A 15,610-nucleotide genomic window follows, 5' to 3' on the forward strand; every position below is an offset into this window, starting at 1 on the left:
AGGCGTTGACGCCCGGGCCGGTGCGCAGGACGACGCCCGCGAGGTCGGAGCCGATTATGTGGTACGGCAGGTCGTGGCGCTTGGCCAGCTCGCTGGTGCGGCCGTAGCGCTCCAGGAAGCCGAACGTCGACAGCGGCTCGAAGATCGAGGTCCACACCGAGTTGTAGTTGACCGACGAGGCCATGACGGCCACCAGTGCCTCACCCGGGCCGAGCTCGGGCAGCGGCACCTCGTCCAGGTGGATCGACTTGCGGGGGTCCTTGTCGCGGGTGGTGAGGCCCGCGAACATCTCCGTCTCGTCCTTGTGCACGGTGATTGCGCGGTACGACTCGGGGAGCGGGAGGGCGGCGAAGTCCTCCGACACGGAGTCGGGTGACTGGATCGCGGCCAGGATGTCCTTAACGGTCACGGTGTTGCCTCCGGCGGTGAGCGCCCTGAGGGAGGGGCGCCGATGGTTACGTCGGTGCTGCTGAGGGTTGAGGGTGTGCCGTCGGTTCGGCGGTGGTGCTGTTCGGCAGCGCTTGGTGGCGCGGGAGGTTGCCTGTGACGCAGGCGTCCGGGCGAGCAGGCGGTGGGCTTGCTGGGACGTCGCCCGGACCTCTTCAACGTATGACACCGCGTGTCACCTCGCAAGGCACTGAGTGCCAGAACTTGCTCTCAGATGAAATCTTTACGTAACAAATGAGCGATGATCGATCGAATGGCCTCGGCGGTGCATGTCAAAACGGCCCCTGACATGCCAAAACGGCCACCCCGCAGGGTGGCCGTCATCACAGTGGTGCGAGCTGCTCAGCGCTCCTTGAGTGCCTGCTCGATCGTCCTCATGACCTCGTCCAGCGGGGCGTCGGTACGGGCGACGGTCACCAGCACCTCGCCCTGGGTCGAGGCCGCGGCCGGCTGCGGGTCCGTGGAGCGCCCGGCCCCGATGCCCGTGCCGAAGGTCTTGCGCACGATCGCGAAGGCGTGGTCCAGCTGCGTCTCCACGTCCCCCTGCCCGCCGGCCCGCAGCCAGCGCCGCAGGACGTGGTTGTGCGCGGTGACCACGGCGGACGCGGCGACCTCCGCCAGCAGCGGGTCGTCGTTGGCGTCGTCGGCGTGCGCGCGCTCGTCGAAGTGGCCGAGGAGATAGCGGGTGAAGAGGCGCTCGTAACGGGCCACCGAGGCGATCTCCGCCTCGCGCAGTGTGGGCACCTCGCGCGTCAGCTTGTAGCGGGCGACCGAGATCTCCGGCCGGGCCGCGTACATCTTCATGACTTCCTTGATGCCGCGGCACACCGTGTCGAGCGGATGCTCGTGCGCGGGCGCGGCGTTGAGCACCGCCTCGGCGCGGATCAGGGTGTCGTCGTGGTCGGGGAAGATCGCCTCTTCCTTGGAGCGGAAGTGGCGGAAGAACGTGCGGCGGGCGACCCCGGCCTGGGCCGCGATCTCGTCGACGGTGGTCGCCTCGTACCCCTTGGTCGCGAACAGCTCCATCGCGGCAGCCGCCAGTTCCCGGCGCATCTTGAGCCGCTGGGCGGCGGCGCGAGAGCCTGCGGCACTCTCCGGAGCGTCGGTCGTAGCTGGTGTACGTGAGGACTTGGCGGGCTGGGGCATGCCCTGAACGTACTGCATGTGCGCAGCTCGCTGCGCATGGCCTGGTTCGTGGAACCGGTCCGGGCCGAGCAGGCCACCCCACTCGGAGCCGGACCGGAACCAGTCGCCGGGACCCTCAGCGCTTGGCATATTCGCGGAAGCCACGGCCGGTCTTGCGGCCGAGGCAGCCCGCGGCCACCAGGTGCTCGAGCAGCGGCGCCGGGGCGAGCCCCGGGTCGCGGAACTCGCGGTGCAGGACCTTCTCGATGGCGAGCGAGACGTCCAGTCCGACCACGTCCAGCAGCTCGAACGGGCCCATCGGGTAACCGCCGCCCAGCCGCATCGCCGCGTCGATGTCGTCGAGGGACGCGTAGTGCTCCTCGACCATCTTGATCGCGTTGTTCAGGTACGGGAAGAGCAGCGCGTTCACGATGAAGCCGGCCCGGTCACCGCAGTCGACCGCGTGCTTCCTGATCCGGCCGCAGACCTCACGGACCGTCGCGTGGACGTCGTCGGCCGTCAGCACCGTGCGGACGACCTCGACCAGCTTCATGGCCGGCGCCGGATTGAAGAAGTGCATGCCGATCACGTCCTGCGGACGCGAGGTGGCACGGGCGCAGGCGACCACGGGCAGGGACGAGGTGGTGGTGGCCAGGACCGCGCCCGGCTTGCAGACCTTGTCCAGCGCGGCGAACAGTTGCCGCTTGACCTCCAGGTCCTCGGCGACCGCCTCCACGGCCAGGTCGACGTCGGCGAAGTCGTCGTACGTGCCCGTCGGCGTGATGCGGTCCAGGGTCTGCGCGGCGGCCTCGGCGGTCAGCCGGCCCTTGTCGACCGAGCGGGCCAGGGACTTGCCGATACGCGCCTTCGCGGCCTGGGCCTTCTCCTCGCTGCGCGCCGCGAGGACCACGTCGTACCCGCCCTTGGCGAAGACCTCGGCGATCCCGGAGGCCATCGTGCCCGAGCCCGCGACACCGACCGAGCGGACCTCCCGGCCCGCGGTCAGGCCCCCGCCCTCCAGCGGGGTCAGGGCGTCCCGCACGACGACCGCGCTGCCAGGCGCGTCGTACGTGTAGAAACCACGCCCCGCCTTACGGCCGGTCAGACCCGCCTCGCTCAGCTGGGCGAGGATCGGTGCCGGCGCGTGCAGACGGTCGCCGGACTCGGCGTACATCGCCTCCAGGACCGTGCGCGCGGTGTCGACGCCGATGAGGTCGAGCAGCGCCAGCGGGCCCATGGGCAGCCCGCAGCCCAGCCGCATCGCGGCGTCGATGTCCTCGCGGGAGGCGTACTTCGCCTCGTACATCGCGGCGGCCTGGTTGAGGTAGCCGAACAGCAGGCCGTCGGCGACGAACCCCGGGCGGTCGCCGACCGCGACGGGCTCCTTGCCCAGGTCCAGGGCGAGGTCGGTGACCGCCGTGACGGCCGCCGGCGCGGTCAGCACCGAGGAGACGACCTCGACCAGCTTCATCGCCGGGGCCGGGTTGAAGAAGTGCAGGCCCAGCACCCGCTCCGGACGGGAGGAGTCGGCGGCCAACCGGGTGACGGACAGGGCGTTGGTGCCGGTGGCCAGGATCGTCCCGGGGCGCACGATCCCGTCCAGCTCCCGGAAGATCTGCTGCTTGACCTCGTACGACTCCGGCGCCACCTCGATGACCAGGTCGGCGTCGGCCGCCGCCCGGAGGTCGGTGGAGGTGCGGACCCGGGCGAGGATGTCGGTGCGGTCCTGCTCGGTGAGCCGCTCGCGCTCGACGCCACGGGCGGTGGAGGCCTCCAGGGCGGCGACGCACTTCGCGGCCTGGGCCTCGCTGATGTCGATGCCGACGACCTCGCGGCCGGCCTTGGCGAGGACCTCGGCGATGCCGGTGCCCATCGTGCCGAGGCCGACGACGGCGATGGTCTGCAGCGGGGACTGGGACGGGTCGGAAAGGGGAGTGGCCATCGCGGGACTCCAGGAATGAGGGTGACGACGGGGAACACGCCCGGGTGCGCCGAGGGGCGCACCGGGTGCGTGAGAAAGTGCGGGTGTTGCCGGGCTGCAAGCGCACACGCCCGGTGATAGGAGGACCGGCCCTGTCCCGGGGCCGAGTCGCACCGCGGTACCTGAGGTACCGAACCGACTGCTCTCACGACGGCCGCGTCACCAGACCGCCGCGAGGAAAAACGAGTGGGTAACTCGCTCGTCTGAGCTTAACTGGCGGGTAACGAGCGCGCCAGCCCTCGTCTTTGTGATGTACGTCCCGCGCAGCTCGCGGCCCACCTACCCTCTCACTCATGGACGAAGAGTTGCGATCACTCACGCTGCGCTTACGGCAGGAGTCGGGGGCGGTGCCCGCGTTCGAGCGGCTCGTGGCGACCGATGACGTCGACGCCCTGGCGGCTGTGCTGACCGAGCCCGGGCAGCAGCTGTGGGCGAGGGAGCTGGCCGCGTTCCGGCTCGGGCTCGCGGGGGACCGGCGGGCCTTCGAGGCCCTGGTGCTGCTGCTGAACCACCGTGACCCGCCCCGCTGCGCCTCCGCCGCCTACGCTCTCGCCCGGCTCGGTGACCCGCGTACCGCCCGCGCGGCCGCCGCCCTCGCCACCAACGAACTGCGTGTCGCCTACGCCCTCCACCCCGTGCGGCTGCTGGTCGAGCTGCGTGCCCCGGAGGCCGTGCCCGCGCTGATCACCACCCTGCGGCGGCGGCTGCGGCCGCACGACCCCTACCGTCGGGTGGCCCTCGCCTGTGTGGACGGACTCGGCACGCTCGGCGACGCCCGGGCCAGGCCCGTCCTGGACGAGGCCCTCGCCCATCCCGTGCTTGCCGAGGCGGCGGTGCGCGCGCTGGGGAGGATTCCCAGGCAGCGGTGAGGTCAGCGGGGGAGCGGTCTCGCGTAACGCACTTCGGGGACGGTGGCGCCCTCCACCTCGAAGGGCTCCTCGGCGCCGTCCGCGAGGAAGCCGGCCCGTTCGTAGAAACGGCGGGCCCGGCCGTTCTCCTTGAGGACCCACAGGAGCAGCCGGCCGTGTCCCGCGAGGGAGCAGCGCTCGACCGACTCCGCGAGCAGCGCCCGCCCCACGCCGCGTCCCAGATGCTCCGGGTGGACGTAGATGGCGTACAACTCGGCGTCCGGCGTACGGACTTCACCGTCCCGGTACGGTCCGTGGCAGGCCCAGCCGACGAGCTCGCCGGCGGCGTCCTCGGCGACCAGGTTCACCACGCTGTCGTCGGCCTGCGCGAAGTACGTACGGCGGCGCTCCGCGTCCTCGGCGGCGCTCAGGCCGTCCAGGTACGACTGCGGGATCAGCCCGCGGTACGCGCTCTGCCAGCCGCGCACGCGTATCTCCGCGACCCGGTCGCAGTCGGCGAACGCCATCTCCCGGACCCGAGGCCCCGTCAGCTCACTCATGGGCCCATAGTGGACCACTGGTCTGACAGAGCCCGCCCCGACGGACGGTCAGGGGCTCAGCCGCGGAAGCCGAGCAGGCGGTGGAGTGTCGAGCCGCGTGCGGACATCGATGCCGTCTTCGACGTCAGCGGCTCGGGTTCCGGGAGGGCGTCGCAGGTCGCGTCCCGTGTGCCGATGCCGCGCGGGACGGTGCCGTCGGACAGATAGGCGGCCAGGTACTTGTCCAGGCAGGCGTTCCCGCTCAGTGTGATGCCGTGGTTGCCGCCGCCCTGCTCGACCACCAGGCTGGAGCGCCCCAGCAGGTCATGGACGGCGACGCCGCCCTCGTAGGGAGTGGCCGCGTCGTTCGTCGCCTGGAACAGCAGGGCGGGAGGCAGCTGGCCGTTGGCGATGCTCACCGGACGCGCCCCGTCGGTCGGCCAGAACGCGCACGGTGCGTTGTACCAGGCGTTGTTCCAGGTCATGAACGGCGCCTTCTCGTACGCCGCCCAGTTGTCCTTGCGCCACTGGTGCCAGTCACGCGGCCAGAACGCGTCCCGGCACTGCACGGAGGTGTAGATGCTGTAGCTGTTGTCGTCGGCGGCGTCGATCGCGCCGAAGTTCTTGTACACCTCGACCAGCGGGGCGGTGGTCTTGCGGTTCACATAGGCCGCGAACGCCTCCGCCAGATAGGGCCAGTAGCCGTTGTAGTAGGAGCCCGGGACGAAGGTGTCCTCCAGCTCCGCGGCGCCCACCCTGCCGCCCGCCGGGTTCTTGGCCAGCGCCGCCCGCATCGCGTACCACGTGGCTTCGATCTTCTCCGGATCGGTGCCGAGCCGGTACCGCGCGTCGTGCTTGGCGACCCAGGCCATGAAGGCGCGGTGGCGGTCGTTGAAGGCGTGGTCCTGGTTGAGGTTGGCGGTGTACCAGACGTCGGTGGAGTCGACGATCGAGTCCAGGACCATACGCCGGACGTGCTGCGGATACAGCCGCCCGTAGACCGCGCCCAGGTAGGTGCCGTACGAGTAACCGAAGTAGTTGATCTTCCGCGCGCCCAGCGCCCGCCGGATCGCCTCGATGTCGTGCGCGGCGCTGACCGTGTTGATGTGCGGCAGCAGATGCCCGTACTTCTCGCCGCAGGCGACGGCGAAGGACTTGGCGCGGGCGAGGTTGGCCCGCTCGGCCTCGGGCGTGCTCGGCACGGAGTCCGGGCGCACCGGACCGAAGTAGCCGGGCTCGCAGTCCAGCGCGGGCCTGCTCTGGCCCACTCCGCGCGGGTCGAAGCCGATGATGTCGTACTGGGCCGCGACCTCCTTGGGCAGCGACGTCGCGACGAAACCGGCGAGTGTCAGGCCGTCGCCGCCGGGACCGCCTGGGTTGACCAGCAGCGGGCCCTGGAACCGCTCGGCGGTGTGCGGGACCCGGGACAGCGCGAGGCTGATCTGCGGACCGCGCGGGTTCGCGTGGTCGAGCGGCACCTTGAGGGACGCGCACTGGAGCATCGGATAGTCGGTGGTGCCGCACTTCTTCCAGGCGGGTTTCGCAGTGCGAAAGGTTCCCGCGGAGTGCGGTGCGCTCGCCTCGGCGGGCACGGCCGCAATGCTCCCGGCCAGCACGACGGCAGCGCCGCACAGCACGGCTGCGCGTGTTCTCATGGAGTCCTTCCCGGGCGGAGAGGCGTCGGACCGCGGAGTTCACGGTCATCGCCGATTCGTCCCGGCAAGCGGCTCCGGAAGAACGTGTTCTGTCAAGACTTGACCCGATTGGGCCGCGAGATGCGCTCGAACGCTCCTATATGAGCGACAGTTGGGTGGGTTCGGACGTAGGCGGCTCGGCCGGTTCGGGCGTCCGGATCCGGCGCGGCAGCTCCGCGCGTGTGGGCCCGATGCCGTACTCCTCCGCCAGCTCGTGGACCTGACGGGTGATCCGGCGCTGATACCACTTCGGCGCGTAGGAGCCCTCCGCGTACAGCCGCTCGTACCGGGCCACCAGATACGGATGCTCCCGGGCCAGCCAGGCCATGAACCACTCGCGGGCGCCGGGTCGCAGGTGCAGCACCAGCGGGGTGACGGAGGTGGCGCCGGCGGCCGCTATCGCCCGTACGGTGGCCCGCAGTTGATCCGGCCGGTCGCCCAGGAACGGGATCACCGGCGCCATCAGCACCCCGCAGCCGATGCCGTGCTCGCCCAGGGTCCGTACGACGTCCAGGCGCCGCTCCGGCGCGGGCGTGCCCGGCTCGACGGTGCGCCACAGCTCGGGGTCGGTGAAGCCGACCGAGACGGATATGCCGACGTCGGTCACCTCCGCGGCCTGCTTGATCAGGTCCAGGTCGCGCAGGATCAGCGTGCCCTTGGTCAGGATCGAGAAGGGGTTCGCGTGATCGCGCAGGGCCGAGATGATGCCCGGCATCAGGCGGTAGCGGCCCTCGGCGCGCTGGTAGCAGTCGACGTTCGTGCCCATCGCGATGTGCTCGCCCTGCCAGCGCCGCGAGCCGAGCTGCCGGCGCAGCAGCTCGGGCGCGTTGACCTTGACGACGATCTGGGTGTCGAAGCCGAGGCCCGTATCGAGGTCGAGGTAGCTGTGCGTCTTGCGGGCGAAGCAGTACACGCAGGCGTGCGAGCAGCCGCGATAGGGGTTGACCGTCCACTGGAACGACATCCGCGAGACCGCCGGCACCCGGTTGATGATCGAACGGGCCCGGATCTCGTGGAAGGTGATTCCAGAGAACTCCGGCGTGTCGATGGTGCGGGTCGTCACCGCGTCCGCGCCGAACAGCGCGGAGTCGGCCCGGCTGTGTTCGGAGTCCGTTGTGAGGTTCTCCCAGCGCATGACGCCTCCTCGGTAGCACTGCCCACAGAATAGAACACATGTTCCCTTGATCGTGCGAGGGTGTTTTACGAACGTGTTCGACCGGGTTCGGGGACCCCGATTTGGGGGGCCGGGCAGCGGGGTGGTTGGCTTGCCCCGACCCCCGAGAAACCATGTCCTGGAGGAACCTGATGGCGCAGGTCGAGGCCACTACGGAGCGGATCGTCGCGGCGGACGCGGAGACGGTGTTCGACGCCCTCGCCGACTACAGCGGCACGCGCGAGAAGCTGCTGCCCGAGCACTTCAGCGAGTACGAGGTCCGCGAGGGCGGTGACGGTGAGGGCACCCTCGTCCACTGGAAGCTCCAGGCCACCAGCAAGCGCGTGCGGGACTGCCTCCTGGAGGTCGGCGAGCCCACCGACGGCGAGCTGGTCGAGAAGGACCGCAACTCCTCCATGGTCACCACCTGGCGGGTCACCCCGGCCGGCGAGGGCAAGTCCCGGGTCGTCGTGACCACCACCTGGACCGGCGCCGGCGGCATCGGCGGCTTCTTCGAGAAGACCTTCGCCCCCAAGGGCCTCGGCCGGATCTACGACGCGATGCTCGCCAAGCTCGCCGCCGAGGTCGAGAAGTAACCGCCCCCACCTTCAAGATCCAAGCCGGCGGGGGCCGTTGTGCCCCCTCACCGGTTCGGGTGATCTCCGGGCGGACCCGTCGCATGCCGTAACTCGTCGTGCTTGCTCATAGTTGTCGCTTTTACGCGGGAATTGTGTGGCAGCGCGACGAGGGGAGCGGTAGGTGGGCGGTATCACTCTGGCGCAGGACGAACCGGCGGTGGCGCCACCCGACACCCCAGCCGCGCCACCGGCCCCGGCCGCCGGACCGAGCCCCCGCCGGGTTCGGCTGATCTTCCTCGCACTCATGCTCGCCCTGCTCCTGGCCGCCCTGGAGCAGATGATCGTCGCCACCGCGCTCCCGAAGATCGTCGGCGAGCTGCACGGCCTGGACCGGATGTCCTGGACGATCACCGCCTACCTGCTCACCGCCACCGTCGGACTGCCGATCTACGGCAAACTCGGCGATCTGCTGGGCCGCAAGGGTGTCTTCCAGTTCGCCATCGTCGTCTTCGTCGCCGGCTCCGCGCTCGCGGGCCGCGCGCAGACCATGGACCAGCTCATCGCCTTCCGCGCCCTCCAGGGCGTCGGCGCGGGCGGCCTCATGATCGGTGTCCAGACGATCATCGCGGACATCGTTCCGCCCCTGCGGCGCGCCCGCTACATGGGCCTGATCGGTGCCGCGTTCGGCCTCGCCTCCGTCGCCGGACCACTGCTCGGCGGCTACTTCACGGACCACCTCTCCTGGCGCTGGTGCTTCTACGTCAACGTGCCCTTCGGCCTGCTCACCCTGGCCGTCGTCGCCGTCGCGCTGAAGCTCCCGAAGCCGGCCGTCAGGGCCCGGCTGGACGTCCTCGGCGCGCTGCTGCTGACCGCCGCCTCCACCTGCCTGGTGCTGCTCACCAGTTGGGGCGGCACCGAGTACACCTGGGACTCGCGCATGATCCTCGGCCTCGGCGCCGGAGCGGCCGCGGCGACCGTACTGTTCATCGTCGTCGAGCGCTTCGCCGTCGAACCCCTCATCCCGCTCAGGCTGTTCAAGGACTCCGTCTTCAACGTCACCGGCCTGGTCGGCCTGGTGATCGGAGCCGCACTGTTCGGCGCCGCCAGCTATCTGCCGACCTGGCTGCAGATGGTCGACGGGGCCTCCGCCACCGAGTCGGGCCTGCTCATGCTGCCGATGACGGGCGGCATCGTCGGTGCCTCGCTCATCGTCGGCCAGCTCATCAGCCACACCGGCCGCTACAAGGCCTACCCGATCCTGGGCGGCGCCCTCTCCGTCGCCGGCATGTGGCTGCTCTCCCGCCTCGACGCCGGCACACCCCGGCTGCACTACAGCATCTGGATGGCCGTCCTCGGAGCCGGCATCGGCATGGTGATGCCGGTCCTGATCCTCGCCGTGCAGAACTCGGTGCGCCCCGCCGACCTCGGCACCGCCACCAGCGCCAACAACTACTTCCGGCAGATCGGCGGCAGCGTCGGAGCGGCCGTCTTCGGCACCCTCTTCGCCGGCCGGCTCGCCGACGCGCTGGCCCTGAGCCTCCCCGCACAGGCGGGCGACCGGCTGCCCGAGCCCGAGTCCATCACCCCGCAGCTCGTGCACGCGCTGCCCCCGGCACTGCGCGACGGCTACATCCGGGCGTACGCCGACGCCATGCCGCGGATCTTCCTCTACCTGGTGCCGGTGCTCGTCCTCGGACTGGTCATCGCCTTCTTCCTCAAGGAGAAACCACTGGTGTCCCACTACGCCTCCGCCACCGATCCGGACACGGCGCCGGGGAACGCCGCGATCCCGCAGGCCCGCGCACCGCAGGCGGCCGGAATGCCCGTCTGCGGCTCGGTGCAGCACCACGACGGGACCGTCGTGCCCCGCGCGGCGCTCACGCTCATCGACGTCACCGGGCAGCAGACCGGGCGCGGCGCGAGCGGCGAGGACGGGCGCTACACACTGGCCACCCCGGGCCCCGGCGCCTATGTGCTGATCGCCGCCGCGGGCGGCCACCAGCCGCAGGCGGTCTCCGTGACGGTCGGCGAACGACCCGTCGAACTGGACATCGTCCTCGGCGGCGCCGGGAACCTCGTCGGCAGTGTCGTCACCGCCGACGGCACCCCCGTGCGGGACGCCACCGTCACGCTCACCAACGCGCACGGCGCCGTGGTGGCCACCACCCGCAGCGGCCGGGAAGGGGGCTACGTCATCACCGAACTGGTCGCAGGGGAGTACACCCTCGCCGCCGGCGCGCCCGCCTTCCGCCCGGCCGCGCTGCTCGTCACCGTCCAGGCCGATCGCGAGACCCGCCGGGACATCGAACTGGCCGGCGGCGCCGTCCTGCGCGGCACCGTCCGGGCGGGCGGCGGCCGGCCCGTGGAGGACGCCCGGGTGACCCTGCTGGACGTGGCGGGCAATGTCGTCGACACCCTCACCACCGGCCCCGACGGGACGTTCCGGTTCGTCGACCTGTCCTCCGGCGAGTACACCGTCATCGCCGCCGGATACCCGCCCGTCGCCACCGTCCTCCAGGTGGCCGGAGGTGGCCGCACCGAGCGGGATCTCCAGCTGGGGCACGAGGACTGAGGCGCACCGGCGCGCGGGGTCGTACGCCGGTGCGAGGCCCGCGCGAGCAATTCCCGTATTGCCTCACATCGCGACCGGCGGGCGCCTACGGTGGTGGCGCCGGCACAGAACTCGCGGATCCGTGGGGAGAGAGGGCCTGGGCCATGGACCGTGGCACCGACAAGGCTGAGCAGGGCACCGCGACGGAGCCCGACGAGCCCGGCCGCGTCCCCCTCGCCGTCGTCGTGGTCGACCGCGACGGCCTCGTGTCCCACTGGAGCCGGGGCGCACGGCGCCTGTTCGGCGTCCCCAAGGACGAGGCGATCGGCCGCACGGCCCTCGACCTGCTCCCTGTCTCGGGCGCCCTGCCCGAGGAGGAGGACACCACCCCGTACGCCGCCTACGACGGCCTCGGGCCCGGCCTCGAATCGTCCCTCGACGGCGGTCTCTCCTACCCGGCGGCGGGCCGCGCCCGGCTCACCGCGGCCGGGGGCGGCCGAGCCGACATCCTGTGGTGGGCCTACCCGCTGGTGACGCCCGGGCCCGAGCGGCTGCTCGTGCTGGCCGCCGACGCCGAAGGGCTGCGTGCGGACGACGGGGCCCTGGAGCGGATAGCGCCCGGCTTCGCGCTGCACACGAATTTCCCCGGGTCGGAGGACCTCGCCCGCCGGCTGCCCGAGATCCTGCCCAGCATGAGCGTCGGCGAGAGCGCCCGCATCGTCGCGCAGATCCTCGAACTGGGTTATCCCATCCTGGAGTTCAGCCAGAACGACCGGGTGCCCGTCACCCCCGACTGGGGCGTGGCCCGGCGCGCCGAGCGCAAGGCCCGCAGGGAACGTGCCGCGCGGGCCATGGCGGCCGGCGAGCCCGTCCCGGAGGAACTGCGCGACGAGGGCGAGGACCTCGAGTACGCGGCCGTCCGCGAGCATCTGGAGTTCCTCAACGAGGTCAGCGGCCGCATCGGCACCTCCCTCGACCTGTCCCGCACGATCATCGAGGTCAGCAAGGCTGTCGTGCCCCGGTTCACCGATGTCGCCGGCACGTATCTGCGCGAACAGGTCGTCGCCGGCGAGGGGTTCCCGGACGGTGTGCCCGACACGACCACCATGTGGCACCGGGTCGCCGTGGAGCACACCGACGAGCCCGGCCGCTGGGACGACGTCGTCCCGGTCGGGGAGGCCATGCCGTTCCCCGCGCACACCCCGTTCTTCCAGTGCATGACCTCCGGAGAACCCGTCCTGGTGCCGCGCATCAGCGAACAGCTGGGTCACGCCATCGCCGCGCAGTTCGAGAAGCGCGACATCCGGCCGCTCATCACGGGCCGCTCCATGCTGGTCGTTCCCCTGAAGGCCCGCCATGTCGTGCTCGGCTTCATGATCCTGCTGCGCCACCCGGAGCGGCCCGTCTTCAACGACATGGACCGCGTCACCGGCGCCGAACTCGCCGCCCGGGCGGGCCTCGTGCTCGACAACGCGCGCATGTACACGTTCCAGGAGAACGTCGCCGAGACGCTCCAGGACAGCATGCTGCCGCACATCCCGCCCCGTATGGCGGGCTGCGACATCGCCACCCGCTATCTGCCGGGCACCCTGCTCGGGCGGGTCGGCGGCGACTGGTTCGACGCGGTGAAGCTGCCCGGCGGGCGTACCGCGTTCGTCGTCGGCGATGTGATGGGCCACGGCCTGAACTCGGCCGCGATGATGGGCCAGTTGCGCACGGCCGTGCAGACCATGGCCGGACTCGATCTGCCGCCCGCCCAGCTGCTGCGCAACCTCGACGACCTCGCCCAGCGCCTCGGCGACACCTACCTCGCGACCTGTCTGTACGCCGTGTACGACCCGATCGCGAGCGAGCTGCACCTCGCCAACGCCGGGCACATCCCGCCCGTTCTGGTCCGGGCCGACGACGGGCGCAGCGAACTGCTGGACCTGCCCACGGGAGCGCCGATCGGCGTCGGGGGAGTGCCCTTCGAGGCGATACGGATGCGTGTGGAGCCCGGCGACCGGCTGGTGATGTGCACCGACGGCCTGGTCGAGGTGCGGGGCGAGGACATCGGCGTCGGCCTCGCGACCCTCTGCGAGTCCGCCGCCCACCCCGCCGCGTCCATGGACGACGCCTGCGACACCATCATCCGCGCCCTCAACATCCAGGGCGGGCGCAAGGACGACGTGGCGCTGCTGATGGCCCGGCTGAACGGCATCGAGCCGGACGACGTCGCCGAGTGGCGGCTCGCCCTCGACCCGGCCGAGGCCGGCCGGGCCCGCGCGGTGGTCCGCGAGCAACTGCACGACTGGGGCCTTGCGAAGCTGGTCGGGTCCGCCGAGCTGATGGTCAGCGAACTCGTCACCAACGCCGTACGGCACTCCCACGCACGCCCCGTGGAACTGCGTCTCGTCCGCGGCGACACCCTGCTGTGCGAGGTGGACGACGACGACCACGAGCTGCCGACGCTGCTGAGCAGCGGCTCTCTCGACGATGCCGGGCGCGGGCTGCGCGTCGTCAGCACGCTGTCCCGCGAGTGGGGCACCAGCCGTACCAAGGCGGGCAAGACCGTGTGGTTCGAACTGACGCTGCCCAGGCGCTGATCCGCCTCGGCCCGTCTCGAAACTGCCGTGAAAGAACACCCCGGACGCTTGTCGCGGCCCGCGCCGCGCGGTACACCGTACTCGCCCGCCGGATGGCGGGATTCGTTCGCACCCTGGGGAGTTGGGCATGAGCGTGACGAGTCGGTACCGGGAGGCGTGGGAAGGGTTCTGGCGTGCCGCGTCCGCCGAACCGGGGGCGGTGTTCTGGGACGCCGAGCCGGTCCTGACCGCCGGCCCGCACCTCGCCCTGTTCGAACCTCATGTGGCCGATCCCGCTCTGCCGATGGTGGACCTCGGCTGCGGCAACGGCACCCAGACCCGCTACCTCGCCGACCGCTTCCCGCGGGTCGTGGGCGCCGATCTGTCGGCCGCGGCCCTCGACCACGCCCGGCGGGCCGACCCGGCGGGGCAGGCCGTGTACCGGCAGCTGGACGCCGCCGACAAGAGCGAGACGCAGGCCCTGCACGCGGAGCTCGGCGACACCAACGTCTACATGCGGGGCGTACTGCACCAGTGCGAACCGGACGACCGGCAGACACTGGTGGACGGGGTCGCGACGCTGGTCGGCGACCGCGGCCGGGCTCTCCTCGTGGAGCTCTCCGGGGCGGCCAAGCCGGTGCTGCTGGGTCTGGCGAGCGGTCCGGACGGTCCGCCGCCCAAGCTCGCGCCGGTGTTCCGGCACGGCCTCGCACCCGGCGAGGTCGCCGACGGCGCCGTGCCCGAGTATCTGCGCTCGGCCGGCCTCACGGTCCTGGCGAGCGGCGAGATGCCCCTGAAGACCACCGAGTACCGCCCCGACGGCACACGCATCGAGCTGCCCTCCAGGTGGCTGGTGGCGGGGCGGGTTTCCTGAGCCGAGGGGCAGCGGACGGCACGGCCTGGTGGGGGCGATTTTGTCGGTGTACGGTCATTCTGCCCGTTCCGTGCGCCTGTCTCGTCCTCCGGAGGACAGTCATGACCCTGCCCTGGTTACGGATGCTCGTCGCCTCGGCGGCGGCGATGGTGCTGACCGGCACGTCCGCCGTCGCCACCGCCGCCGCACCGGACAAGGCCTCCCCGGCGGCGAGCGTCCACACCGCCGGGCGGGTCAAGGACGCCGGGGACGTGCTCCAGTACAGCTGGCCCGGCGTGTACTTCGAGGGCCGGATCCGGGGCACCCGCGTCGGCATCGTGCTCGACGACCCGGCCACCGACTACGACGTCCAGGTCGACGGAGCCACCGTCGCGACCCTCGTCACGCCGGGCAGGACCACCCACTGGGTCGACGGGCTGGGCAAGGGAGTGCACACCGTCCGGCTCGTCAAACGCAACGACACCCCCTGGAGCACCAGCGCGTTCGGCGGTTTCGTCGCCGCGCCGGGCGGCGCGGTGCTGGCCCGGCCGGTCGCGCGGAGCCGGCAGATCGAGTTCGTCGGAGACTCCCTCACGGCGGGCTACGGCAACCTCTCGGCCTCCCGCGACTGCACCGACGAGCAGCTCAGGCGCACCACGAACGCGGACGTGAGCTACGGCGCCCTCACCGCCCGGCGGCTGCGCGCCGATTACCAGATCAACGCCTACTCGGGCCGGGGCATGGTGCGCAACTACAACGGAGGCTCGCCGGAGGAGAACTACCGCACCTTCTACGACCGCGCGCTGCTGAACGTGCCGGGCGACGTCTGGCAGAACCCGGGCACCTGGCGGCCCGGCCTCGTGGTGGTCCATCTCGGCACCAACGACTTCTCGACCCCGGTCAACCCGGGCGAGCCCTGGACGGACGAGAGCCTCGCCGCCGCGTACCGGAGCGCCTACAGCGGCTTCCTCCAGAAGCTGCGCACGCGATACGGCCCCGGGACCACCCTTCTGGCCGTCGGCGCCGGACCGTTCGCCGGGCATGTCGAGCAGGTGGTCCAGGAGCGCACCGGCGCCGGCGACCGTCGGGTCCGCCACTGGCGCCTGGACGACACGGGGCTCGACCACACGGGCTGCCACTGGCACTACTCGGCCCACGACCACCGGCTTCTCGCCGAACGGCTCACCTTGTTCCTCGCCGATCTGCCGATCCGCTGGTGACGTCGTAGCCGGTTCCGCCCGCAGCGCGTAACGTGACGAACCATGAAGATCTCCATC

11 protein-coding genes and 1 pseudogene are annotated in these 15,610 nt (G+C 71.3%); 6 read left to right on the forward strand and 6 right to left on the reverse strand.

What is annotated here, in order from left to right; all coding sequences use genetic code 11:
- From ACWIF2_RS29450 to ACWIF2_RS29460, 3 genes and pseudogenes are all read right to left on the reverse strand, one after another.
- Positions 1 to 409 (reverse strand): annotated as a pseudogene (locus tag ACWIF2_RS29450) (crotonyl-CoA carboxylase/reductase); the annotation flags it as partial.
- A gap of 380 nt (positions 410 to 789) precedes the next feature.
- Positions 790 to 1,611 (reverse strand): TetR family transcriptional regulator, encoded by an 822-nt coding sequence (locus ACWIF2_RS29455; RefSeq protein WP_454363796.1) that lies wholly within the window; start codon positions 1,609 to 1,611, stop codon positions 790 to 792.
- 97 nt (positions 1,612 to 1,708) lie between these two features.
- Entirely contained in the window at positions 1,709 to 3,514 is a 1,806-nt protein-coding gene (locus ACWIF2_RS29460; protein WP_454363797.1) for a 3-hydroxyacyl-CoA dehydrogenase family protein, read from the reverse strand.
- Positions 3,515 to 3,846: 332 nt separating this feature from the next.
- Here ACWIF2_RS29460 and ACWIF2_RS29465 point away from each other — a divergent pair, with 332 nt between their 5' ends.
- Positions 3,847 to 4,422, forward strand: a complete 576-nt coding sequence (locus ACWIF2_RS29465; protein ID WP_454363798.1) for an adenylosuccinate lyase — start codon at positions 3,847 to 3,849, stop codon at positions 4,420 to 4,422.
- Between the two features lie 2 nt (positions 4,423 to 4,424).
- Here ACWIF2_RS29465 and ACWIF2_RS29470 read toward each other — a convergent pair whose 3' ends face one another.
- From ACWIF2_RS29470 to ACWIF2_RS29480, 3 genes are all read right to left on the reverse strand, one after another.
- A complete protein-coding gene (locus ACWIF2_RS29470) occupies positions 4,425 to 4,961 on the reverse strand; it encodes an N-acetyltransferase family protein (protein WP_454363799.1) in 537 nt (178 codons plus the stop codon).
- A gap of 56 nt (positions 4,962 to 5,017) precedes the next feature.
- Complete coding sequence (locus ACWIF2_RS29475; RefSeq protein WP_454363800.1) at positions 5,018 to 6,595, reverse strand: alpha/beta hydrolase; 1,578 nt, start codon at positions 6,593 to 6,595, stop codon at positions 5,018 to 5,020.
- A 136-nt stretch (positions 6,596 to 6,731) separates the two neighbouring features.
- Complete coding sequence (locus ACWIF2_RS29480; protein WP_454363801.1) at positions 6,732 to 7,769, reverse strand: Rv2578c family radical SAM protein; 1,038 nt, start codon at positions 7,767 to 7,769, stop codon at positions 6,732 to 6,734.
- 170 nt (positions 7,770 to 7,939) lie between these two features.
- On the opposite strand from ACWIF2_RS29480, the gene ACWIF2_RS29485 reads away from it, so the two are divergent.
- The 5 genes from ACWIF2_RS29485 to ACWIF2_RS29505 all read left to right on the forward strand — a co-directional run bounded on the left by ACWIF2_RS29485 (position 7,940) and on the right by ACWIF2_RS29505 (position 15,553).
- Positions 7,940 to 8,383, forward strand: a complete 444-nt coding sequence (locus ACWIF2_RS29485) for an SRPBCC family protein (protein ID WP_215117577.1) — start codon at positions 7,940 to 7,942, stop codon at positions 8,381 to 8,383.
- 163 nt (positions 8,384 to 8,546) lie between these two features.
- Positions 8,547 to 10,937, forward strand: coding sequence for an MFS transporter (locus ACWIF2_RS29490; protein ID WP_454363802.1), 2,391 nt, complete (start codon positions 8,547 to 8,549; stop codon positions 10,935 to 10,937).
- A 143-nt stretch (positions 10,938 to 11,080) separates the two neighbouring features.
- On the forward strand, positions 11,081 to 13,501 hold the full coding sequence (locus tag ACWIF2_RS29495; protein ID WP_454363803.1) for a SpoIIE family protein phosphatase: 2,421 nt from the start codon (positions 11,081 to 11,083) through the stop codon (positions 13,499 to 13,501).
- 127 nt (positions 13,502 to 13,628) lie between these two features.
- Positions 13,629 to 14,354, forward strand: coding sequence for a class I SAM-dependent methyltransferase (locus ACWIF2_RS29500; RefSeq protein WP_454363804.1), 726 nt, complete (start codon positions 13,629 to 13,631; stop codon positions 14,352 to 14,354).
- Positions 14,355 to 14,455: 101 nt separating this feature from the next.
- Positions 14,456 to 15,553, forward strand: coding sequence for a GDSL-type esterase/lipase family protein (locus ACWIF2_RS29505; protein ID WP_454363805.1), 1,098 nt, complete (start codon positions 14,456 to 14,458; stop codon positions 15,551 to 15,553).
- Positions 15,554 to 15,610 lie beyond the last annotated feature (57 nt).

This window comes from Streptomyces sp. NPDC055506, from assembly GCF_053643595.1.